Here is a 23,308-nt window from a genome sequence, read left to right on the forward strand (position 1 = left end):
TAATGAATGGAAAAGAGATTATAGAGGAAATTAAAGAAGAAGAATCGTTTTTACTTAAACTTTTTCAACTTGAAAAGGTAGTAAATAAATATAAATATCAACTTATTGGATTTTTTGCGCTTTTAATTGTTATATTTATAGGTTATCAAATAAATTCATATGTAAATGAACAAAATCTTATTAAAACAAACAAAGCTTATAATGAATTATTAGTTAATCCAAATGATAAAGAAGCTTTAATGGAACTTAAAAACAATCCAAAACTATTTAATCTATATTTATTACATAGTTCAAAGAACATAATTGAATTAAAAAAAGTAGCGAGTGGGAATACAATTGTAGCAAATATAGCAAAATATGAAATAGCAGCTTTAAAAGGTGATAAAAAATCACTTGAAGATTATTCAATGACCTTAGATGCAGTCTATAAAGATTTAGCACTATTAAATGTGGAAAGATTATATTTAAAAGAAAATAATCATAAAAAAGCTGAAGAAATTGCCAATGAAATAACAGAAGGGCAAATTAAAAAACTTGCAGATTCACTTTTGCATTATGGGATAGTTAAATGAAAAAATATTATTTATTATTAATTGTATTATTATTTATAAGTGGATGTGGTACTAAAAAATATTATGTGCCTGATCAAAAAGTATTATCGAATAATAAAGTATCTTTACAAAAAGAGTTGCCTTCAAAAATTAAATTTTTTACAAGAGATGATGCTACATTAGAAAATGGTATTGTAATTCCTGAAAATAAAAAATTACCAAAAGGCTTTGTTTCACTTAATAAAGATTTGGCAAAAAAAGCTTATATTTTATTAGTAGATAATAAACAAATTACTTTTAAAAAGTTAATTGTAGAGGCTTCAAAAAAAGATAATTTAGTAGCTATTCTTTTTTCAGATAATAGTATGACACTTTTTGATTTAGATAAGAATAAAGCAGTTTTGAGTGAGCAATTTGATGCTTTATTAGGACTTAGAAAATTTGTAGCCGCTCCACTTTTTTATAAAGATTTATTAATAATTCCTACACTAAATGGAAAATTGGCTATTTTTAATTTAAAAACTAAAAAACTTATTAGAGAAATAGCAGTATCTAAACAAGATTATTTTAGTAATGTTATATTTTTAACTGTAAGAGGGGATACTTTAATAGCTGCATCAAGAGATAATATTATTTCTATTACTCCTGGAGTATTTTCTCAAAAAGAATATAATATAAAACATATTTTTGCAAGCAAAAACAATATTTATATTTTTACATTAGAAGGTAATATCAAAAAACTTAATTTAGAATTAAAAGAAGTTAAATCTGTTTCTTTAAAATTTGCAAATATAATAGCACCAACTTTCGTAGATAACAATATCTATTTTGTAGAATATGGAGATGGAACTTATTTAGTAAAAATGGATAAAAATTTAGAAAATTTAAAAGTTTATGAATTAGATGCACCAGATGTAAGTGATTCTAATATATTTACAAAAAATGGTGTTTTATATATAAATGATGTTTATATTGATTTAAAAAGCATAAAATGAGCAAAGAACTTGAAGCTTTTATAGAATATTTGATTATAGAAAAGGGACTTTCTAAAAATTCTGTCTCTTTTTATAAAAGTGATTTAGCTCAATTTGAAGAATTTCTAAATAAATCTGTTATAAAAGCAAATAGTGATGAGGTAATTGAATTTTTATCAACACTTAAAAAAACAGAAGATGGAAATATAGTAAATCAAAGAACTTTGAATAGAAAGCTTTCAAGTATAAATGCTTTTTTTAGATTTGCTTATAAAAAAGAGTGGACAGATAATAAATTAAAAATTAAACAATTAAAAATCCCTAAACAACTTCCAAAATTTTTAACGAATGATGAAATAGAAGATGCTTTAAAGAATATAGATAGTGATAATTGGTTAGCTCTTAGAGATAAAGCATTGATTTTGTTTTTGTATGCAACTGGCTTAAGGGTTACAGAAGCTATGGATGCTAAAAAAAGTGATATAGAAGAAGGCTGGATTCGAGTGAGAAGTGGAAAAGGGGATAAAGAAAGATTGGTTCCAGTTGCCTTGCCCGCTCTTAAAGCTTTAAATGATTATCTATTTAAAAGACCTCATGTAAGTGATTATCTATTTATCAATTCAAGAGGAGGAAGACTTTCGAGAATTAGTGCTTTTCACATCACAAAAAAGTATCTAAATGTTTCTCCTCATGTATTAAGACACTCTTTTGCAACTTCTTTGATTTTAGGTGGAGCTGATTTAAGAGTAGTTCAAGAATTATTAGGACATTCAAGTATGCTTACTACTCAAATTTATACACATATTCAAAAAGAAAATCTTTATGAAACAGTAGAAAAATTTCATCCATTAAAGGAATTTGATGAATGAATTAAATGATTATCTTTTTGAAAACAATATAATTTTGAAAGAGATTGAAAATATTACACCAAAAACAAGAAAAAAAATAGAAATTTATTTAGGTATTGATATGAAAAATAGGTATTATTTAATAGTTAAGCTTAATAAAAAGAGTCGAATTTTTATGAAAGATGCAAAAGAGTTGCTTGAATTTTTAGTTAAAATAGATAAAATAAAAGATATAAATTTTAAATATAAAAAAAGAGTTTTACTTTTGAGTGGAGATATTTGCTCTAAAACAAAAGAATTTTTAAAAGAATGGAGGATTTTGTGATTCTTTGTGATATTGGTAATACTCATTTTCATTTTAATTATAATGGTAAATTAATTGATACTAGAAAATGTGAAATCAAACAAGAAAAAATTTATTATATTAGTGTAAATAAAGAAAAAACAAAAGAACTACTTAAAAAAAATCCAGATAGTATAGATTTAAGCAAACTTGTTAAGTTTAATACAAGTTATATAGGACTTGGAATTGATAGAATAATGGCTTGCAAAACTATTGAAAATGGAATTGTAATTGACGCAGGAAGTGCTATTACAATGGATATTATGAATAATAATATCCATTTAGGTGGATATATAATTCCTGGAATTAATGGATTAAATAAAAGTTATTCTTTAATTAGTAAAAAATTAGATTATAATTTCAATATGCAAATAGAAAAAGATATCTTACCTATAAATACAGTAGATGCTATTAGTTCGGGAGCTATTGGAATGATTATAAGTTTTATAGAAAATATAGAAAAAAATAAGAAACTATATTTTACTGGTGGAGATGGAATATATTTATCTAAATTTTTTGATAATTCTATTTATATAAAAGATTTAGTCTTTCGAGGAATGAAACAAACAATTAAGGAGAATAATTTATGATTACAGTTGCTTTACCAAAAGGAAGAATTGCTGAGCAAACTTTGGATATTTTTAAAGAAATATTTAATGAAGATTTTCAATTTAAAGGAAGAGAATTAATTCTAAAAAAAGCAGGGTTTACATTTTTGAATGTGAGAAATTGGGATGTAGCGACTTATGTTTATCATCAAGCAGCTGATATTGGAATAGTTGGGTATGATGTTTTAAGAGAGCTTAATTTAGATGTTTTAGAACTCCTTGATATGAAGCTTGGAATTTGTAAAATATGTGTAGGTGGAATCAAAGATAATAATAGTTATAAAAATAAAACTGAATTAAAAGTTGCTACAAAACTACAAGGAATTGCAAAAGAGTATTTTTCAAAAAAGGGAATTCCTGCTGAAATTATCAAATTAAACGGATCAATTGAACTTGCACCATTAATTGGTCTTAGTGATGTGATTGTTGATATAGTTGAGACCGGAACTACTATGAAAGAGAATGGACTTGAAGTAAAAGAGGATGTTTTGGATTATGTAAGTGCAAGACTTATTGCTAATAAAAACTCTTTTGTAGCTAAAAAGCCACAAATTATAGAAGTTTATGAAAGAATAGAAGAGATAGTTAATAAATGAATGGATTAGATTTATATGCAAAAGTAGAGCATCTTTTTGATTTTGAAGATGTTATGGATTTTTTGTGGGGAAAATATATTGAAGAATTAAAAACTTTAGGTGTTAAGAGAGTTCTTGATATTGGATGTGGGACTGGTGGATTTATGCAAAAAGCTAAGGAAGCTGGATTTGAAGTTGTTGGAATCGATATTAGCAAAGAGATGATAAATTTAGCAAAAGAGAAAGACTTAGAAGTTTATCATAAGGATTTGTGTGAATTTAGTGGAAAGTTTGATGCTTGTGTAGCTATTTTTGATGTAATTAATTATATGGAAGATGAATATTTAAAAAACTTTTTTAAATGTGTTAAAAATGTATTGAAAAAGGATGGATATTTTCTTTTTGATGTAAATACTCTTTATGGATTTGATGAAATAGCACAAGGGACTATTGCAGTTGAAGATGAAAATAATTTTGCAGTATTAAACTCTATTTTTGAAGATAATGAAATGTTAACTAAAATTACTTTGTTTGAAGAAAATAGTGACTGTTTTGAAAAAAAAGAGGGTGAAATAATTCAATATTTTCATAAAAATCAAAAGCTTAAAAAATTAAATCCTTTGAAATTTGAGAAGAAAATAGAAATTAATTTATATGATGGGGATATGCCAGATAAGGAAGTGCTAGTTTTTAAACAAAAATAGCACTCATATATCCAACTACTTGGTTTTCATCCCCACTTGCATCTGCGCTTGTTCTGTAATCTACGATTAAAGGTGTTAGATTTAAATCTTCAGCACTTTTAATAATAGCACCGATTCCTATTTTACCACATGCTTCACATTTATCTAAAAGTTTTTCATCTAAATCATGAACTGCTTGAATACAGTTATAATCAAGTGCCATAGCTGTTTTTTTATCATAATAGTGGCTTAAATCACTACTTATTACAACTAAATTTTTTTCATCTCCTAATAAAAAATTGATAATTTCACTCAGTTTTGCTGGAGAATAATCAGAATATACTATTTCTACTAACTCTACATCTTTTATATAATGAGCTATGAAAGGTACTTGAACTTCTGTTGAATGTTCTGCATGAGCAGTTGGTAAATTTATTAAATTAAATTTTTCTTTTAAAATTTCAGAATATTCTATATCAATTTTTAAATTTTTACAAGGTGATTCATACTCATTTTCTAAGCAAATACTAGCACCTTCATATGCAATTTTATGACTTGGGCCTATTAATATAACTCTTTTATTTTCGTAATTTTTAGTCATTCTATATACAAAATTGGCAGTAAAACCTGAATATACCCATCCTGCATGTGGGACAATCAAAGCTTTTGGCTTTAATTCAAAAAGTTTTCTATCTTTTTCTTCTATATTTTTATCTAAAACTTCATTAAAATAAGTTATATGTGTTTCTATTTCACTACAATTTGCTGGATAGAAACTTCCAGCTACACTTGCTTTTCTCATATTGACTCCTTTATTTCTTTGATAAATTTTTTTTGATAAAACACTCTCTCAAAATATAATCCATTAGGACTTATTAATTTAGTAGAAATTTTCTTTTTTTTATCTATCTGATTTTTTAGATCTTCAATAGTTAATTTTTTATCGGAAATATCTACTAAAAACTCAGTCATCATTCTTACTTGACTTCTTAAAAAGCCATTTGCCGTATATTTAATTATAACATAATTTTTGTGAGTGATTATATACGCTTTATAAATTTCTCTTATGAATGAATGGGGATTACTTCCAACTTTATGAAAATATTCAAAATCATGAACTCCTATAAAAAACTTAATAGCTTTTTGCATAATTTCTATATCTAATTTTTTTTTATAAAAACTATAATCATTAGAAAAAGGGGTATATTGATTTGTTATTACATATCTGTAACTTCTTACAGTTGCCAAAAATCTAGAATGAAAATTTTTATCTACCAAACGAACAGTTTTTATATAAATATAAGGGGATATTATTTTATTTATAGATGTTTTTAATTGGTTTAAGTTTTGCCAAAACTCAGGAATCAAAAAATCAATACTTTGATTTAGAGCATGTACTCCTGCATCAGTTCTGCCAGCATAATTAATTTTGCTGTTAATATTTAATTTAGATAAAGCATATTCTATTTTGTCTTGCACGGTTTGTTTATGAGGTTGGGATTGAATCCCTTGAAATTTACTTCCATCATAACTTATTATGGCTTGAACTCTTAAAATCTTGCTATCCTTTTTCTTTCAATTATATATCCAATTGATATAAATAGTGGAATTAAAAGAATAGAATATAGATGTTTGTAAGTTATAAAAACTATAAAATAATATAAAATGGATATTATTATAGAATAAATAATAGAATGATTTTTTTCATACCTATTATGAAAAAATGAAATAGTTCCTATAAAGAAAAATGCAATAAAAGGAAATAGAGAAATAAGAAAGTATTTAGTTATTTTTTCTTTGTTATTTTCAATATATTTAGTTATTTTTAATATAGTTAAATTGTCTATTTCTATTTTATTGTTTATATTTAATTTTTTAAATTTTATTATATTTGTTTGTTTATCTATATAATAGATCATTCCATTATATAAAGAAAGTATAAAATAGTTATCTTTTTTATAAGTTTTTGCACTGTTTGCTAATATTAAACTATTTTGTTTATTGTTATATAAAACTATATTTTTATAATTGTTGTTTTCTTTTTTTTCTATAAATATATTCCAATTTCCAAATCTTTGTCCAATTTCTGAAGGCTTGAAGTTAAATTGTGACTCGGTTTTTTTTATATTTATAAAATTTTTATATAAAATATTACTAGTTGGAATGGATAAAAATGTAATAATTAAAAGTAAAAAAGAAAAAAATAGACTAATGAAAAAAAATGGTTTTAATATTCTTTTGGGTGAAACTCCAATAGCTAATATAGTAATAAGCTCTGATGTTTCAAATAGTTTAGATAAAGAAAATGCGGCAGTTATAAAAAAAGATAAAGGTAATGTGTAAAATATAATTTCAGGAAGTGTTAAAATATAAAGATATAAAAATTCAAAAATATTTATTTTGAGTATTGCAGTCATATTTGAAATAGTTAACAAAAATACCATCGATGCTATTATAAATAGTATTGCGAATAAAGTAAAAAATGATGAAAAAAAGTTTTCTATTAAATATTTGTCTAATTTAAGCATATAGTTTATTCCATATATCTAAAAATTGATTTTCAAATATCCATACTATAAAAAGACCTAAGCTTAGGAAAGGGATGAAAGGTAACTCCAAATCTTTTTTTGCAATTCTATTATAAATTGAAGGAAAAAGTGCTAAAATTGCTCCTAAAAAGATAGCCATTAAAGATAATTTAATTCCTAAAATTGCCCCCATAGTACCAAATACTAAAATATCTCCATCTCCCATTGCTTCTTTGTTTATGAAGGCACTTACATAATCACGAATAAAAACAGCACCACCAGTTAAAAGCAGGGCATTTGTGAAATTTTCTAAAATATTTGAACTTGAAAAAATAGCAAATGTTATAGGTAAAATATTCATGATATAAGTAATAGCTTTATATCTCAAGTCAACTATACTTGAAACTAAAAGTGATAAAAAAGAAGCCATAAGCATAAGAGAATAGATATCAAATCCGTTTTTGTAATAAACAATTCCAACTATAAATCCACTTGCTAATTCTATTAGTGGATATTGAATTGATATTTTTTTACCACAAAAGGCACATTTTCCTTTTAGAAAAATATATGAAATTATAGGAATATTATGCCACCATTTTAAGGGAGTTTTGCAGGTAGGGCAGTGACTTGCCGGAAATACTATACTTTCGTGTTTTGGTACTCTTAATATTACTACATTTAAAAAACTACCTATTATAATACCAAATGTAATTGCTAAAATTAAATTATATACCTCCATATCGTCTTTCCCTTTTTTCAAAATTTTTTATTATTTCTTCTAATTCTTTTGTAGTAAAATTTGGCCATAATGTATTTGTAAAAAACATTTCAGCATAAGCAATTTGCCATAATAAAAAGTTACTAACTCTAATTTCTCCACTTGTTCTAATAAGTAAATCTACATCAGGAATATTATGAATAGAAGTATCTAAATATCTATTAATATTTTCTTCAGTTATCTCTTTTTTTTCATTACATAATTTTTTGACTGCTCTTGTTATTTCGTCTTTACTTCCATAGTTTAGAGCCAAAACTTGAGTTAATTTTGTGAAATGTTTTGTTTTTTCTTTTGTAATATTAATTCTTTTTCGTAGTTTATCTGAAAATTTAGAAATATCTCCAATTACTTCAAATCTAACTTCATTTTCTAAATAAGTATCAAGCTCTTTTTTTAGCCAATTATCTAAAAGTTTCATCAAAAAATCTACTTCATATTTGGGCCTTTTCCAATTTTCAGTGCTAAAAGCATAAAGACTTAAATAGTTAATTTTATCATTATTAGCACAAAAAGTTGTAATATCTTTTACAACCTCAGCGCCTTTTTTATGACCTTCAGTTCTGTTTAATCCTTTTGCTTTTGCCCATCTTCCATTTCCATCCATAATTATAGATAAATGCATATTATATGTTCCTTATGCTTTTATATTTAATAAGCTATTATCACTTACTTCAAATAGTGGTTTTATTTTTTCTTTTTTTATATTTACAATTATTCCTTTTAATTCATTAATATTTTGATTTATCAAAGCCAAACTATTTTGAAATTCTACCATTAAATTAAGGTAAATAGTATCTGCAAAAAACATTTCTCCTCCAATTGCTCCTAAATGTTCAAAAAATCCATAAAATTTTATTTTATTTTTTTTATATTTTAATTGTATTAAAGCTTTTTTATTTTTTTCATTAATAAAAAGATGTTTTATTTGTTGATTCTGGGCAAGAAGAAGTTGGGTAAAAAATAGAAATTCATCTTTTGAAGAAGAATTTGCTAAATGATTTAATAAAAAATTTTTGTAACTTTTATTGTCTTTTAGAAAATTGTCTTTTATTAAATCATCTATTGTATAATTTAGGTTTTGTGGTATTTTATTAAAAATAGTAGGTAATTTTGAAAGATTTTTAATCTCGATTTTATTATTTGTTTGATTAATCTCGGCTTTATAATTTGCTCCAATCTCTAATTTGGTATAAGATTTTACTTCCACATCTTTTTTCCCTAATTGCAGTAAATATCTGATAGGATTAAGTTGTTTTTTGACAGTAATAGTAAGAGGCAAAGTTGCATTAAATTCAGTAGGCATATTAAGTCTGTTTGTGGCTTTCATAATTTTACCAATTTGAGATATATTAAACATTTTCACTTAATTCTATTATTTTTTTTGCTATTTTTCTTTTATTAGCTTGTGGAATTTTTGTTTCATTATCTTTTGTGATAAAAATAACTTCGTTTTCGTCACTTCCAAAATTATTTTTTGTTAGTAAATTTAAACAAATTGCATTTGCATTCTTTGAAATTAAAGCTTTTTTTGCTGAATTTAGTGCATTTTTTTCATCAGTTTCAGCTTTAAATCCAATTTTTTTAATTCCATTTATAGACTTTAAAATATCTATATTTTTACTCATTTTGAGTTGCCAAGTATCACTATTTAACTTATCTTTTTTGATTTTGCCTTTTGAATAGAAAGGAGAATAATCACTAACTGCCGCCACCATAAATAGATAATTATTTTGAGTAACTATTTCATCAAGTTTTGTTTTTAAGTCATTTACACTTTCAAAAGGAGTAAGTTTAATCTCTTTTGGTAAATTGTGTGCTTTTGAGCTAAGAAGTGTAACATTTGCACCAGCTATGTAGAGTTCAAGTGCTAAAGCTTCTCCCATTTTACCACTCGAAAAATTACTAATAAATCTAACATCATCTATTTTTTCTATTGTGCCACCAGCTGTTACTATTACATTTTTATTTTGCCAAAATTGATTTTTTTCTAAAAGTTTCAAAGTTTTATAAAAAATATTATTTACATTTGCCATTTTACCGATTCCAGTATCACCACAGGCAAGTAATCCAGATTCAGCTTCTATAATTTGTAAATTTTTAAGACTTTTTTGTGTAGTAGGGTGCATATACATATTTGTATTAGCACTAGGGGCAATTAAAACTTCTTTTGTAAAAGCTAAATAAGTTTGCAAAAGTAAATTATCTGCAATTCCTGCATTTATTTTATTTACTGTATTTGCAGTAGCTGGGGCAATTATAAAAATATCTGCCCATTTACCAATATAAATATGATTGAAGTCATTACTCCAACTCTCAGTTGTCTCATCTAAAATTTGGTTTCTTGTTAAAGTCTCAAATGTTAAAGGAGTTATAAATTTTTTAGCTGAGTTTGTCATAATTACTCTAACATTATCTCCATTTTTTACAAATAAACGAATAAGCTCTAATGTTTTATAAATCGCAATACTTCCTGTTACACCAATTAATATATTCATATTAAATCTTAAACTCTTTTATTGAAGATTCAATTGCTTTTAATGAAACAATAGTTTTTCTAACATCTTCTGTCGTTTTTTTGGCAAATGTTAAGTTAGAGTTTGATAATGTTGTAATATCTAAACTAATTTTCATTAGCTCTTTTGTTTGTGTAGATATATAAGTTGATTCTTGTGTTGCTTGCAATGATTGATTAATAGTGTTGTCTAAGTTAGTTGTAACTTCTAATAATTTATCTTTTAAGTTTTCAGAATTAGTAGCAATATCGTTTATTTTTTGACTATTTTCAATGATCTCATTTGAAATATTTTCTGCACCTTCTGATATAGTATTTATAATAGAATTAATTTCAATCAATGCTTTATTTGTTCTTTCAGCTAATTTTCTAACTTCATCGGCAACTACTGCAAATCCTCTTCCAGCTTCTCCAGCACGAGCCGCTTCAATTGCTGCATTTAATGATAATAATTCTGTTTGTTCAGAAATAGTTTTTATAATATTTATTACATCTTTTGACTGTTCAGAAGATTCTTTTAAACTATAAGCCTCAGCGGCTAAATTTTCTTCTTCTTTTTGTGTATCTATAATATCTGTTACATTTTTATCTAATTCATTACTAAATATAGTTAAAATTTCTTTTACTTTTTTTAAATCATCAGTTGTAGATATTATATCTTCTTCCATTTTATCAATTCTTATATATAAATCATCTATTATATCTTTTATAATAGTTATTTTTTCGTTTTGAACTTCTATTTTTGTTATTAATTCTTTAGAACCATTATTCATACTATTTATTAAAGGAGTGCTATTATTTATTTCGTTCATTGTAATAGTTAATGTTTTTCTAATAGTTTTTAATAAATTCAGTATATATTTTGATATTTCTCCTATTTCATCTTTTATATTTAAATCTATATTTTTTGTTAAATCTTTTGTTTGTGAGAGGTTTATAATATTTTTTTCTAGTTTTATTATAGGAGAAGAGACTATTTTTGCAAAAAAGAGAGCAAAGAATATCATAATTATAGAAAAAAACAGAGTTAAAGAAAATATGATGCTTTTTGCAAATTCTATTTTTTCTTCAATTTCTTTTAATTGATAATGAGTAATTAAATTTCCTATTTCATTTAAAAAGTATAATCCAGCTAGACCGATTATAATCATATAAATTGTAGCCCAAAAAGCATTTAAATATAGCTTTTGTTTTATAGATATGTTTTGAAAAAAAGTTATAATATAGTTCATTTTTTATCCTTATTAAAAAATTTATAAAAAAATCCTTTTATAGATTTTTGTTTGTTTCTTGATATAGCTAAGTCACCGCTTTTTACATCTTTTGTAATAGTACTTCCTGCAGCTATCATTACATCATCTTCAATAACAACTGGTGCTACTAATTGAGAATCACTTCCAATAAATACATTTTTACCTATTTTTGTTTTGTATTTATTAACTCCATCATAATTACAAGTAATTGTTCCAGCTCCTACATTTGTGCCACTTTCAATATCGGCATCTCCCAAATAACTTAAATGCCCAGCCTTTACATCATTTAAAGTTGATTTTTTGATTTCAACAAAGTTTCCAATTTTACTATCAATTATTTTTGACTTAGGTCTTATTCTAGCCATAGGTCCAATTTCAGAATTTGTAATAACTGCCTCTTCAATAACTGTATTTGCTTTTATGAAACTTTCTTTTATTATAGATTTACCTTTAAACACACATCCACTTTCGATCTCACATTCGCCTATGAACTCTGTATCATCGTCAATAAAAATAGTTTGAGGTAAATGCATAATAACGCCTTTTTTCATCCATTTTTCTTTAATTCTATTTTGATGAATGAGTTCTGCATTTGCTAAATCAAGTTTAGAATTTACACCTTTAAAATCTTCTTCTTTTACTTCAATAGCTTTTATTGAATTTCTGGCTTTATTTGCTAAATACACAATATCAGTTAAATAATACTCTTTTTGAGAATTATTATTATTTAATAAAGGTAAAAACTTATCTAAAATCTCTTTTTTGATTAAATAAACTCCAGCATTTACAAATTTTATTTTTAATTCTTCTTGATTTGCATCTTTTTGTTCTACTATTTTTGTTACTTTATTATTTTCAATAACAACTCTTCCATAGCCATCAGGATTATTTAGCTTTATTACACTCATTACAATATCTGCATCAATTTCATCAAATTTTTGAAGCTCCTCGCTTGTAACTAAAGGCATATCTCCATTTAAAATAAATACTTTATCATTTTTTGGATTACAACATTTTATGGCTCCACCAGTTCCAGGAAAATTTTCATGATCTTGTGTTATAAAGTTAATATCATCAAAATATTTTTTCATAGTTTCAATTACTTTTTCTTTTTGATGGTAAACTATTACATTTATATCATTTGATAGCTTTTTAGCTTCTTTTATAGAGTAGAATAACATATCTTTACCACTAATTTTATGTAAAACTTTTGGTAAATTTGATTTCATTCTTGTCCCTTTTCCAGCAGCCATAATAATAACAGACAACATTTAAACCCTTTTTTATAAAAATTTGTTATAATTATAGCAAAAAAATTATAAAAGGAATATAAAATTGGATTTAGCTACAGTCATAGGGCTTGTTGGTGCATTTGGACTTATTATTTCTGCAATGGCCATGGGAGTTGGTATTGGTGCATATATTGACCCTCAATCAGTCCTAATTGTTGTTCTTGGTTCTATTATGACTCTATTTATTAATTTTAAAATGGAGCAAATGAAACAATTTGCAAAAGTATTTATGCTTGCAGTTAAGCCAAATTATCAACCAGATTTTCCCGAGCTTATTAAAAAACTTGTAGAGTATGCCACACAAGCAAGAAGGGATGGTATTTTAGCACTTGAAGGTCCAGTAGATAAAGAAAAAGATGAATTTTTGAAAAAAGGTCTCTCTATGGCAGTTGATGGAAATGAACCTGATACTATTAGAGAGCTTTTAGAAATTGATTTAGAACAAATGGATGAAAGACATAAAACTATGGCTTCTATTTTTCATAATTGGGCTGGACTTGCTGGAGCTATGGGGATGCTTGGTACACTGATAGGTCTTGTTGCTATGCTTCTTAATATGGCTGACCCTTCTGCAATTGGTCCAGCGATGGCGGTTGCTTTACTTACTACTCTTTATGGATCGTTGATAGGAAATATTTTTGGTAATCCTATAGCTGGAAAGCTAGGTCTTAGAAATTCAGATGAAATTTTGGCTAAAACTATGATTATTGAAGGAATTATGTCTATTCAATCAGGAGATAATCCTAGGACATTAGAAGCAAAACTATTAAGCTTTTTAGCACCAGCTAAGAGACAAAGTCAATTCGAGTAAAAAATGGCAAAAAAATGTAAATGTGAATGTCCTGAATGTATGCCTGAGTGGCTTGCTACATTTGGGGATTTAATGAGTCTTCTTTTATGTTTCTTTGTGCTTCTTTTATCAATGTCTTCAATGGATGCAAAAAAAATTGAAGAAGCAATTGGAAGTCTTCAAGGAAGTATGGGTATTTTATCAGGTGGAACTATTACTAAAAATTCTCTTAAAAAAGGAACACCTTCTACAGAGTCTCCTATACCAAAAAATATATCACAAATGGCAAAAGAAGTTTCCCAAGTAGTAAAAGAGTTTAATGAATTGAAACAACAAAAAATGGGAGGAAGTGCTGTATCTATGCAGGAAGCAGAAGAAGGCCTTATTGTTCATTTGCCGGCCGATATTTCTTTTAAACCTGGAACAGCTGAGATCTATAATGAAGATTCAATTCTATTTTTAAAAAGAATAGCTTTAATTATAAAAACATTACCACCAGAAGTTCAAGTACAAATAAGAGGATTTACAGACAATACACCTCTGCCTAAAACATCTCCTTATCAAGATAACTGGGAATTAAGTGGTGCAAGAGCTTTGAGTGTTGTTAGATATTTAATTAAATTTAGAGTAGCTCCTAAGAAACTTAGTTTTGCTGGTTATGGAGAGTATCACCCAGTAACTACAAATGCAACAGATGAAGGTAAAAAGAAAAATAGAAAAGTTGATATTATATTTTTTGATCAAAAAAATGTAGCTAAAAATGGTAAAAAAATTAGAAAATCAATATTGGATATAAAAAAGTGAAAAAAATTATAATTTTATTTATAATTTTATCTCCTATCATTGTATTTGCAGGTGTTAATGCTCCTCCTATTCCCATGGTAAATTTAAGCTTAACAGCTCCAAATAGTCCTACACAACTAGTAAAATCACTAAATATAGTTATTATTATGACTTTATTAGTTTTAGCCCCTAGTATAGTTTTGGTAATGACTTCTTTTGTTAGAATCCTTATTGTTTTTTCATTTTTAAAACAAGCTCTAGGAACTCAACAAATGCCTCCAGCTCAAATTTTAGTTAGTTTAGCTTTGGTTTTAACATTTTTTATAATGCAACCATATGCCCTTAAATCTTATAATAATGGAATAAAACCATATATGGATAATCAAATAGGCTATGAGCAAGCTTTTACAAAAAGTGTAGCACCTTTTAAAAATTTTATGATTAAAAATACTCGTGAAAAAGATTTGGCACTTTTTTATAGAATTAGGCATTTACCAAATCCAAAAAGTATAAAAGATGTAGAATTAACAACACTTATACCAGCTTTTATGACAAGTGAGCTTAAAACTGCTTTTGAGATTGGATTTTTAATATATTTGCCGTTTTTGATAATTGATATGGTAGTAAGTGCAATTTTGATGAGTTTGGGTATGATGATGTTACCACCAGTTATGATTTCAATGCCATTTAAGTTGTTAGTTTTTGTTTTAGTTGATGGATGGAATTTATTGGTACAAAATTTAGTATTAAGTTTTAAATAAAGGAAATAGATGAATTGTAGTAGTTTTGGTAAATGTGGAAGTTGTGTATTGTATCAGATACCTTATAATGAGCAAGTCCTGATGAAAAAAAATAAATTAATTGAAATGTTTAGTCAGTTTGATATGCCTAAGTTAGGAGTTTTTACAGGAAGTGATGAGCATTTTAGAGCAAGAGCTGAATTTAGAATTTGGCATGATGGAGATAGATGTGATTATGGAATGTTTGGACTTACTGAGCGAAAAATAGTTACGATTGATGAATGTAATATTGTAGATAAGTCAATTAGTAATATTATGAAACCAATGTTAGAAGAAATTATCAAAGATGAATATCTAAAAACAAAACTTTATGCAGTAGAATATTTAAGTAATTCAAAAGGTGAATTGATTGTAACTCTTATTTATCATAAAAAATGGGATGAAGAAGAGATGAAACCTCATATTTATGCTTTAAAAGATAAATTTAAAAATTGTGATTTTGTAGTTAGAAGAAAAGGTAAAAAACTGTTTTTGGATAAAAACTACTTAATTGAAGAGCTTAATATAAAAGATGAGATTTATAAATATAAGCAAATTGAAGCGACATTTACTCAACCAAATAGAAAAATGGCCCAAAATATGATAACTTGGGCAATGGATAATTCAGAAGAGCTTAAAGGAGATTTGGTAGAGCTTTATTGTGGAAATGGAAATTTCACAATTCCTCTTTCAAAAAGATTTAGAAAAGTTATTGCAACTGAAATTTCACAGCAATCTATTGATTCTGCTTTTTATAATGCTGATATAAATGGAACTAGCAATATTACATTTTTAGCAATGAGTGCGGCAGATTTTGCAAGACTAAAAGATGAAGAATCTCCACTTATAAAAAAATATAATTTAAAAAATATACTTATTGACCCACCAAGAGCAGGACTTGATGATAAAAGTAGAAAATTTGTAGATAGTTTTGAAAACATAATCTATATTTCATGTAATCCAGAAACTTTAAAAAGAGATTTAGAGACATTAAGTAAAGGAAGAGTTATAAAATCATTCGCCTTTTTTGATCAATTCCCTTGGACTAACCATATGGAATGTGGAGTTGTTTTAGAGAGAGAAAAATGATAAATTTTTGGCATCATATTTATGAACATTTCAATCCTATAGCTTTTGAAATTTTTGGTTTAAAAGTCCATTGGTATGGAATTATGTATATTTTAGCACTTTTAAGTGCATTATATGTAGCAAAACTTATAGTAAAAAAAGATAAATTGAGTATTAGTGAATCTATTTTAGATAATTATTTTATTTGGGTTGAAATTGGTGTGATTTTGGGAGCAAGAATAGGATATTTTATATTTTATGTACCAAATAATTTATACTATTTCACCCATCCTTGGCAAATGTTTAATCCTTTTGTAAATGGTAAATTTGTAGGAATTGCTGGTATGAGTTATCACGGAGCTGTTATTGGATTTGCTATTGCTACTTTTTTATTTGTTAAAAAGTATAAAATTAATATGTGGAAACTGCTTGATATAGTAGCAATTGCAGTGCCTGCTGGGTATGTTTTTGGAAGAATTGGTAATTTTCTTAATCAGCGTTTAATTGGAAGAGTAACTGATTCTGATATTGGAATTTATGTAAATGGAGTTTTACGATATCCATCGCAACTTTTTGAAGCATTTTTTGAAGGTGTAGTTATTTTTATAATTCTATTTTTATATAGAAAAAAGAAAAAGTTTGACGGAGAATTGATCTCTCTTTATATGATTTTATACGGGATAGCAAGAAGTTTTTGTGAAATGTTTAGACAACCAGATCCTCAACTTGGATTTATTTTTATGCACTTTACAATGGGAGAATTGTTAAGTTTTGTAATGATTTTAGCAGGAATTGTTATATATTTTATAAAACTAAGCAATATTTCAAAAAAAAAGTTATATAATAACACAAAAAATAAAAGGATAAAAAAGTGACAATTAATCATTTAAAAAATTTAAAATTAGAAAATATAGGAAATATTAAATATAATCCAAGTTATGATGAATTGATTGAAGATACTATCAAAAAGGGTGAGGTAGAATCTACATCTCTTGGAGCTACAGCAGTTGATACTGGAATTTTTACAGGTAGAAGTCCAAAAGATAAATATTTTGTAAAACAAAAACCAAGTGAAGATCATATTGCATGGGGAGAAATTAATCAACCAATTTCATTGGAAGTATTTAATCATCTTTTGGAAATTTCAAGAAAAGAGCTTTCTAATAGTGATATATATATTATAGATGCTTTTACAGGTGTTGGAAATAGTAGAAGAGCTATTAGATTTGTTACAAAAATAGCTTGGCAAGCACATTTTGTGGAAAATATGTTTATAGTTCCAACAAAAGAAGAATTAGAAACTTTTAAACCAGATTTTACTTTTTATGTAGCGGGTAATGCCAGAAATGAAAAATTCAAAGAACAAGGACTAAATTCTGATGTATTTATTGCATTTAATGTAGAAGAAAATATGGCAGTTATGGGTGGAACACTTTATGGTGGAGAAATTAAAAAAGGAATATTCACTATGATGAATTATTGGCTTCCACTTGAAGGAAAACTTTCTATGCATTGTTCTGCAAATATAGGAAAAGATAATGATACTGCACTTTTCTTTGGTTTAAGTGGAACAGGTAAAACTACACTCTCAACAGATCCAGAGAGAAGATTAATTGGTGATGATGAACATGGATGGGATGACGAAGGTGTATTTAATTTTGAGGGTGGATGTTATGCAAAAGTAATTAATTTAGATCCTAAAAGTGAACCTGAAATTTATGGGGCTATTAAAAAAAGTGCACTGCTTGAAAATGTAGTTTTAAATGAAGATGGTGGAGTAAATTTTGCTGATGGAAGTAAAACTGAAAATACAAGAGTTTCTTATACAATTGAACATATTGAAAATCATGAATGTACATTAAAAGGTGGACATCCTAAAAATATTATTTTCTTAACTGCTGATGCATTTGGAGTTTTACCACCAGTTAGTAAATTAACTAAAGAGCAAGCAATGTATTATTTTTTAAGTGGATATACTGCAAAAGTAGCAGGAACAGAAAGAGGAATTACAGAACCAGTAGCAACATTTAGTGCTTGTTTTGGCGAGCCATTCTTACCACTTCATCCAACTGATTATGCTAAATTACTTGGAGAAAAAATTGATAAACATGGTGTAAATGTATATCTTGTAAATACAGGATGGACTGGTGGAGCTTATGGAGTTGGAAAAAGAATGAGTATTAAAGATACAAGAGCTTGTATTAATGGTATTTTAAATGGAAGCATTAATTCAGCTGAATTTGATACATTACCTGTATTTAATCTTAGAGTTCCAAAAGCATTAGAAGGTGTAGCTGATAATAATGTATTGAATCCAAGAAATACATGGAGTGATAAAGAAGCATATGATACAACTGTTAAAAAGTTAGCGAAAATGTTTATAGATAACTTCAAAAGATATGAAGATGCTAAAACAGAAGAAGATTATTCAAAAGCAGGACCAAGCCTTTAAGGCTTGAGCTTTTATATCAAGTTTTTTTTGAAGTTTTATAGCAGTTGATTTATCGATTACTTTACTTAACTCTTCAAAAGATGCATTTTTAATATTTTCAAAACTTCCGAAGTAATTAAGTAATTTTACTATTTTTGCTTTTCCTATTCCTTTTATTTTTAATAATTCAATCTGCTTATCTTGATTTATTTTTTGTTTTCTATGAAAAGTTATAGCAAATCTATGCGCTTCATCTCTAAGTTTTTGTAAAAATTGTAAAATAGGTGAGTGGGTATCTAATCTGTAAATTTCATCAAAAGAATATATTTTATCTTTTGCACTTCCTTTAGCTCTATAAGATTTTTTATCTACTTTTTCTTTTGCAATTCCTAAAATATCAACATCAATTCCAGTTGAATCGATAATCTCTTTTGCTATTTTTATTTGTGATAATCCTCCATCAATTAGCCATAAATCAGGAGGAGAAAGTTTATCAAAACTTTCAGCCCTTTTAGTTAATAATTCTCTCATTTGAGAATATTCATCTTTACCTTCTAAATTATAATGACGATATTCATCTTTTTTAAATTTATCATTACTCCATACAATTTTACTACCTACATTTGCTTGGCTTTGCATATGAGAAGTATCGAAAACTTCGACTGTGTAAGGAGTGTTTGAAAGCTTGAAATACTCTTTTATTTTTTGATAAATTGGAGTTTGTTTTTGATTTTTAAGTATTTCATTTGCATTTAATTTACATATATTAATAAGTTTTTTTCTTTCTTTTGTTGTTGGAGTGATAATTGATATTTTTTTATTGAATTTTTCACTTAACAAATTTTTAATTGCAACTTTGTCTTTAAAAGACTCTGCTACCATTATTTTTTGAGAAATAAAAGGAGTTTCTTTTGAATAAAAATCTAAAATTGCTCTTTTATAAATTTCATCTTTATCTAAAAATTCAGCATTAATTATTGAATTATCACTTGAAATTAATTTACCATGTCTAATAAATAATCTAATAACAATAGATTTTTTATTAAATAAATGAACGTAAAATAGATCTAAATCATCGAGTTTTGCCATATCCACATTGCTAAATAATTCAGCTGATGATATTGCTTTTATTCTATCTCTATAAATTCTTGCTTCTTCAAATTGTAGATTTTCGGCAAATTTATACATTTTATTTTCTAATAGTTTTATAGTTTGTTTTTTATCTAAAATTAATTTTTCAGCTTTTTTTATTAAATCTTGATACTCTTTTTGTGTAATTTTATCTTCACAAGGAGCTGAGCATTTTCTTAACTGATAAAATAAGCATAATTTTTTACAAGATTTTGACTGTTTAAGAGGAATTTCTTCATAAATTGTTTCAAGTAATTCTCTAGCACCTGAGCTAAAAGGTCCATAATATTTAACATTTCCTTTTATTACTTTTCTTGTAATCTCAAATCGTGGAAATTTTTCATTTAAATCTATATAAATATAAGGATAAGTTTTGTCATCTCTTAGCAATATATTATATTTTGGTTTAAGTTGTTTAATTAGTGAATTTTCCAAAATCAGAGCATCATTTTCATTTTCTACTACAATATATCTTAAATCGATAGCTTCATTTATCATTTTTAAAATTCTAAGAGATAAATTGGGATTTGGATGAAGAGTAGGAGTAAATCTCCAATAACTTTTTACTCTATTTTTTAAGTTTTTTGCTTTTCCTATGTATAAGAGTTTATTGTTTTTATCAAAATATTGATAAACTCCAGGTAAATCAGGTAAAGATTTTACCTTTTTTAGCAATTTAGCTCCATAACAACTGGTGTATGGTCTGATGGAGTAGGAAGAGTTCTTGGATTTAAGTCAATATAAATATCATTTATTTTATTTAAAATAGGTTTTGTAACTAACATATAATCAAGTCTTAAACCTCTTTTGAAATATTTATCACGATAATCATAAAATGAAAATTGTTGTTTATTTGGATAAAATTCTCTAAAGCTATCATATAATCCTAAACTTAGTAGTTGATTAAATATTTCTCTCTCTTCTGGTAAAAATGTAATATGACCCTCCCATTTTTTTGCATCAAAAACATCTATTTCTTTATGTATAATATTAAAATCACCCATTAAGATGAGTTTTTTATTTTGTAAATCAAATTTATTTATAAAATTCATTAAATTTTTATAAAATTGTATTTTATGTTCAAATTTTTCTCCATACAAATCTCCAAGTGGTGCATAAATATTTATTATATTTATATTATTAGTTTTTGTATAAATTGCGCGGGCTGGTTCTAAAATTTCAGTTTTATCAAATTCAAATATAGAGCAACTCATGACTCCATTAAATTGTTTAGCAGATGAATAAAAACATTCATAGTTATCTATCAAAGGAGGTGTTAATGTTTTTAGCTCCTGCAAGGCTAAAAAATCAATATTTTTGGACTTAGCCCATTTTTGCACTATTTCTTTTCGTTTATTTATGCTATTTATATTAAAAGTAGCGAGTTTCATATTTTAAATTTCTCTACTTCTTCTTCAAGTTTATTTACTACTTTTTTAGATTCATTAGAAATTTTATGTAAAGTTAATGTTACATTTGTTAAGTTTTCTGTTTTTTTCATTGTTGATTCTGATAATTCAAGTAAATTTCTAAGTGTAAAGTTGATTTTTGTTGTTTGGGCACTTGCTTCTTGGGACAATTGCATAGTTTCTATTGTGTGTTGTTTAGTATCATCTGCAAAAGTAACTAAGTTTTGAGTTATTTCGGCTACATTATTTGCATCTTGACTAACTTCAATTATTTCCCCTTCTATATTATTTACAGCTTGAATAATAATATTAATTACACTTTCTATCTCAACTATACTTTTTTGAGTTTTTTCAGCAAGTTTTCTAACTTCATCGGCTACAACTGCAAAACCTCTTCCAGCTTCTCCTGCTCTTGCGGCTTCAATTGCAGCATTTAGTGCTAAAAGATTAGTTTGTTCCGCTATTTCTTTAATTATAGTTACAACATCTCCTACTTGTTTTGATTGTTCAGCTAAAGAAGTTACAGATGATGCAATTTGAAGTTCTTGTTTTGAATTTTGTGCAATTTTGTCAGTTACTGTATGCAAATTTTCTATCATTTTATCTAATGCATTATAAGCAATGTTTAATTTTTCAGCAGTGTCAATAACTTTTTCTTCAGCACTTGCTATATCATTTTGTGCAGAATTAGTTGCGTTTGAAATATTTGTAATTGTTTCTCTTTGAGAATTTACAATTTTTGTTAATTTAGTTGATTCCTCAGCTGTTTTGATTGCTACACTGTTTACAGTTAATGTATTATTTTTAATATTTTGAAGCATATTTGCAATTATATCGATAAAATTGTTGATATCTATAGCCATTTGTGCTATTTCATCTTTTCCATTTACTGTAAGTTTTTTATTTAAATTTAAATTTGTAGCTATAACATTCAGTTCATTTTTTATTCTTGTTAAATCTTTTATTAAATCTTTTTGTAATAAGAATAGAGGTATTAATATAAAAATTATAAAGAATAGTAATAATCCAATGTTAATATATAAATTTTTCATAATTTGATTTTTAATTTCTTTCAATAATGTAAAATTATATGCACTCATTTTATCATCTATTTTTTTAAGAAGATTTATTTTTTTAGTAATTGTTTTAAACCAATATTCTGAATCTACTCCAAAGTTTCCATTTAAATGAATTTTTGCTATATTTTCCATTTTTTCAACTTCAGCTATAACATTTGAATTCATAGTTTGTTTATAATAATTTTTAATATATGGTGTTGCCGTAGCCATAGAAGCATCTAAATAAGAGTTTTGTTCAGCTAAAAGAGTAATAAATTTTGCATAAAATCCTGGTTTCCATTTATTAGCTCCAAATGTACCTGATAATACTGCTCTTTCTATACCGGCTCTCTCTTTTGATTTTAAAAAGTTTGTATAACTATTTAATGCTTTTGCAAGTTTTGCATTTTGAGCTAAATTTGTAGCAGTTTCAACTATTTTTAGTAATTTTGCATTTGTTTGTGTGTAATATTTTACTTCATTTTTTATAGATATAGATAAATTAGATACTTTCTTTCTTATGCTATTTAATTTTGATAAATTATTTAAAGCATCTTGAATTCTATTTTTTAAAGTTTTATCAAATAAATTTAAATTAATATTTTCTAAAGTTACTTTAAATTCTGATAACCTTTTATTGGTTAATAATCTTTGTTTTGGTAAAATTGTAATAAATTTTTTACCATGACTACCTATAAATCCTGCGCTTGCACCTCTTTCTTTCTGTGTTTCATGTAAAAGAAGTGATATTTTTGATGAAAGAATACTTAAATTTTCTAATTTATTTAATTTTTCATTGGAGTTTTTCGTTTGAACAATAGTTTGGATTGTATTAATAACAAGTAATAATGTTACGACAGTTAATATTCCTAAAAGTTTTTGTTTTATTGTAAAATTTTTAAAATTCATTTTAT

The 23,308-nt window shown here is 25.9% G+C and carries 25 protein-coding genes; 13 read left to right on the forward strand and 12 right to left on the reverse strand.

The window, feature by feature from the left end:
- The first annotated feature begins 2 nt into the window (after positions 1-2).
- Genes ACZ5OA_RS03825 through ACZ5OA_RS03855 form a run of 7 tightly spaced genes read left to right on the forward strand, consistent with a single transcriptional unit; the run spans position 3 to position 4,603 of the window.
- On the forward strand, positions 3-572 hold the full coding sequence (locus ACZ5OA_RS03825; RefSeq protein ID WP_464908206.1) for a hypothetical protein: 570 nt from the start codon (positions 3-5) through the stop codon (positions 570-572).
- On the forward strand, positions 569-1,546 hold the full coding sequence (locus ACZ5OA_RS03830; protein WP_464908207.1) for a hypothetical protein: 978 nt from the start codon (positions 569-571) through the stop codon (positions 1,544-1,546). Before ACZ5OA_RS03825 ends, ACZ5OA_RS03830 begins: the two co-directional genes overlap by 4 nt.
- The gene (locus ACZ5OA_RS03835; protein WP_464908208.1) at positions 1,543-2,394 is read left to right on the forward strand and encodes a tyrosine-type recombinase/integrase; all 852 of its coding nucleotides are present in this window, start codon (positions 1,543-1,545) and stop codon (positions 2,392-2,394) included. Before ACZ5OA_RS03830 ends, ACZ5OA_RS03835 begins: the two co-directional genes overlap by 4 nt.
- Positions 2,387-2,698 (forward strand): hypothetical protein, encoded by a 312-nt coding sequence (locus tag ACZ5OA_RS03840; RefSeq protein ID WP_464908209.1) that lies wholly within the window; start codon positions 2,387-2,389, stop codon positions 2,696-2,698. Before ACZ5OA_RS03835 ends, ACZ5OA_RS03840 begins: the two co-directional genes overlap by 8 nt.
- The gene (locus ACZ5OA_RS03845) at positions 2,695-3,306 is read left to right on the forward strand and encodes a type III pantothenate kinase (RefSeq protein WP_464908210.1); all 612 of its coding nucleotides are present in this window, start codon (positions 2,695-2,697) and stop codon (positions 3,304-3,306) included. The genes ACZ5OA_RS03840 and ACZ5OA_RS03845 overlap by 4 nt, the downstream gene beginning before the upstream one ends.
- Complete coding sequence (gene hisG / locus ACZ5OA_RS03850; RefSeq protein ID WP_464908211.1) at positions 3,303-3,920, forward strand: ATP phosphoribosyltransferase; 618 nt, start codon at positions 3,303-3,305, stop codon at positions 3,918-3,920. The genes ACZ5OA_RS03845 and hisG overlap by 4 nt, the downstream gene beginning before the upstream one ends.
- Complete coding sequence (locus ACZ5OA_RS03855; RefSeq protein ID WP_464908212.1) at positions 3,917-4,603, forward strand: class I SAM-dependent DNA methyltransferase; 687 nt, start codon at positions 3,917-3,919, stop codon at positions 4,601-4,603. Before hisG ends, ACZ5OA_RS03855 begins: the two co-directional genes overlap by 4 nt.
- On the opposite strand, the gene amrB is transcribed toward ACZ5OA_RS03855, so the two are convergent.
- From amrB to glmU, 9 genes are read right to left on the reverse strand one after another with little or no spacing between them, the layout of a single operon-like run.
- The gene (gene amrB / locus ACZ5OA_RS03860) at positions 4,590-5,384 is read right to left on the reverse strand and encodes an AmmeMemoRadiSam system protein B (RefSeq protein WP_464908213.1); all 795 of its coding nucleotides are present in this window, start codon (positions 5,382-5,384) and stop codon (positions 4,590-4,592) included. The two genes, ACZ5OA_RS03855 and amrB, sit on opposite strands and share 14 nt — an antisense overlap.
- A complete protein-coding gene (gene truA / locus ACZ5OA_RS03865) occupies positions 5,381-6,139 on the reverse strand; it encodes a tRNA pseudouridine(38-40) synthase TruA (RefSeq protein WP_464908320.1) in 759 nt (252 codons plus the stop codon). The genes amrB and truA overlap by 4 nt, the downstream gene beginning before the upstream one ends.
- Complete coding sequence (locus ACZ5OA_RS03870; RefSeq protein WP_464908214.1) at positions 6,133-7,110, reverse strand: LptF/LptG family permease; 978 nt, start codon at positions 7,108-7,110, stop codon at positions 6,133-6,135. Before ACZ5OA_RS03870 ends, truA begins: the two co-directional genes overlap by 7 nt.
- Positions 7,103-7,849 carry a prepilin peptidase gene (locus ACZ5OA_RS03875; protein ID WP_464908215.1) on the reverse strand — a complete coding sequence of 249 codons (747 nt, stop codon included), beginning with the start codon at positions 7,847-7,849 and terminating at the stop codon, positions 7,103-7,105. Before ACZ5OA_RS03875 ends, ACZ5OA_RS03870 begins: the two co-directional genes overlap by 8 nt.
- Entirely contained in the window at positions 7,836-8,510 is a 675-nt protein-coding gene (locus ACZ5OA_RS03880) for a di-trans,poly-cis-decaprenylcistransferase (protein WP_464908216.1), read from the reverse strand. Before ACZ5OA_RS03880 ends, ACZ5OA_RS03875 begins: the two co-directional genes overlap by 14 nt.
- A gap of 12 nt (positions 8,511-8,522) precedes the next feature.
- Positions 8,523-9,251 (reverse strand): hypothetical protein, encoded by a 729-nt coding sequence (locus ACZ5OA_RS03885; protein ID WP_464908217.1) that lies wholly within the window; start codon positions 9,249-9,251, stop codon positions 8,523-8,525.
- A complete protein-coding gene (coaBC, locus tag ACZ5OA_RS03890) occupies positions 9,238-10,383 on the reverse strand; it encodes a bifunctional phosphopantothenoylcysteine decarboxylase/phosphopantothenate--cysteine ligase CoaBC (protein WP_464908218.1) in 1,146 nt (381 codons plus the stop codon). The genes ACZ5OA_RS03885 and coaBC overlap by 14 nt, the downstream gene beginning before the upstream one ends.
- A gap of 1 nt (position 10,384) precedes the next feature.
- A complete protein-coding gene (locus ACZ5OA_RS03895) occupies positions 10,385-11,632 on the reverse strand; it encodes a methyl-accepting chemotaxis protein (protein WP_464908219.1) in 1,248 nt (415 codons plus the stop codon).
- On the reverse strand, positions 11,629-12,924 hold the full coding sequence (gene glmU, locus ACZ5OA_RS03900) for a bifunctional UDP-N-acetylglucosamine diphosphorylase/glucosamine-1-phosphate N-acetyltransferase GlmU (protein WP_464908220.1): 1,296 nt from the start codon (positions 12,922-12,924) through the stop codon (positions 11,629-11,631). Before glmU ends, ACZ5OA_RS03895 begins: the two co-directional genes overlap by 4 nt.
- Positions 12,925-12,988: 64 nt before the next feature.
- Between glmU and ACZ5OA_RS03905 the strand changes: the two genes are divergently transcribed.
- From ACZ5OA_RS03905 to pckA, 6 genes are read left to right on the forward strand one after another with little or no spacing between them, the layout of a single operon-like run.
- Positions 12,989-13,756 (forward strand): motility protein A, encoded by a 768-nt coding sequence (locus ACZ5OA_RS03905; protein ID WP_464908221.1) that lies wholly within the window; start codon positions 12,989-12,991, stop codon positions 13,754-13,756.
- Between the two features lie 3 nt (positions 13,757-13,759).
- Positions 13,760-14,539 carry an OmpA family protein gene (locus ACZ5OA_RS03910; protein ID WP_464908222.1) on the forward strand — a complete coding sequence of 260 codons (780 nt, stop codon included), beginning with the start codon at positions 13,760-13,762 and terminating at the stop codon, positions 14,537-14,539.
- On the forward strand, positions 14,536-15,279 hold the full coding sequence (gene fliP, locus ACZ5OA_RS03915) for a flagellar type III secretion system pore protein FliP (protein WP_464908223.1): 744 nt from the start codon (positions 14,536-14,538) through the stop codon (positions 15,277-15,279). Before ACZ5OA_RS03910 ends, fliP begins: the two co-directional genes overlap by 4 nt.
- Positions 15,280-15,288: 9 nt before the next feature.
- Complete coding sequence (gene trmA / locus ACZ5OA_RS03920; RefSeq protein ID WP_464908224.1) at positions 15,289-16,386, forward strand: tRNA (uridine(54)-C5)-methyltransferase TrmA; 1,098 nt, start codon at positions 15,289-15,291, stop codon at positions 16,384-16,386.
- Positions 16,386-17,240, forward strand: a complete 855-nt coding sequence (lgt, locus tag ACZ5OA_RS03925; RefSeq protein ID WP_464908321.1) for a prolipoprotein diacylglyceryl transferase — start codon at positions 16,386-16,388, stop codon at positions 17,238-17,240. The genes trmA and lgt overlap by 1 nt, the downstream gene beginning before the upstream one ends.
- Complete coding sequence (gene pckA / locus ACZ5OA_RS03930; protein ID WP_464908225.1) at positions 17,237-18,817, forward strand: phosphoenolpyruvate carboxykinase (ATP); 1,581 nt, start codon at positions 17,237-17,239, stop codon at positions 18,815-18,817. The genes lgt and pckA overlap by 4 nt, the downstream gene beginning before the upstream one ends.
- Here the strand turns inward: pckA and uvrC are convergent.
- Genes uvrC through ACZ5OA_RS03945 form a run of 3 tightly spaced genes read right to left on the reverse strand, consistent with a single transcriptional unit; the run spans position 18,794 to position 23,303 of the window.
- Positions 18,794-20,602 (reverse strand): excinuclease ABC subunit UvrC, encoded by a 1,809-nt coding sequence (gene uvrC / locus ACZ5OA_RS03935; protein WP_464908226.1) that lies wholly within the window; start codon positions 20,600-20,602, stop codon positions 18,794-18,796. The genes pckA and uvrC overlap by 24 nt on opposite strands.
- Positions 20,596-21,318, reverse strand: a complete 723-nt coding sequence (gene xth / locus ACZ5OA_RS03940; protein ID WP_464908227.1) for an exodeoxyribonuclease III — start codon at positions 21,316-21,318, stop codon at positions 20,596-20,598. Before xth ends, uvrC begins: the two co-directional genes overlap by 7 nt.
- A complete protein-coding gene (locus ACZ5OA_RS03945; protein ID WP_464908228.1) occupies positions 21,315-23,303 on the reverse strand; it encodes a methyl-accepting chemotaxis protein in 1,989 nt (662 codons plus the stop codon). The genes xth and ACZ5OA_RS03945 overlap by 4 nt, the downstream gene beginning before the upstream one ends.
- Positions 23,304-23,308: the final 5 nt, after the last annotated feature.

It is taken from the genome of Thioreductor micantisoli, assembly GCF_055392745.1.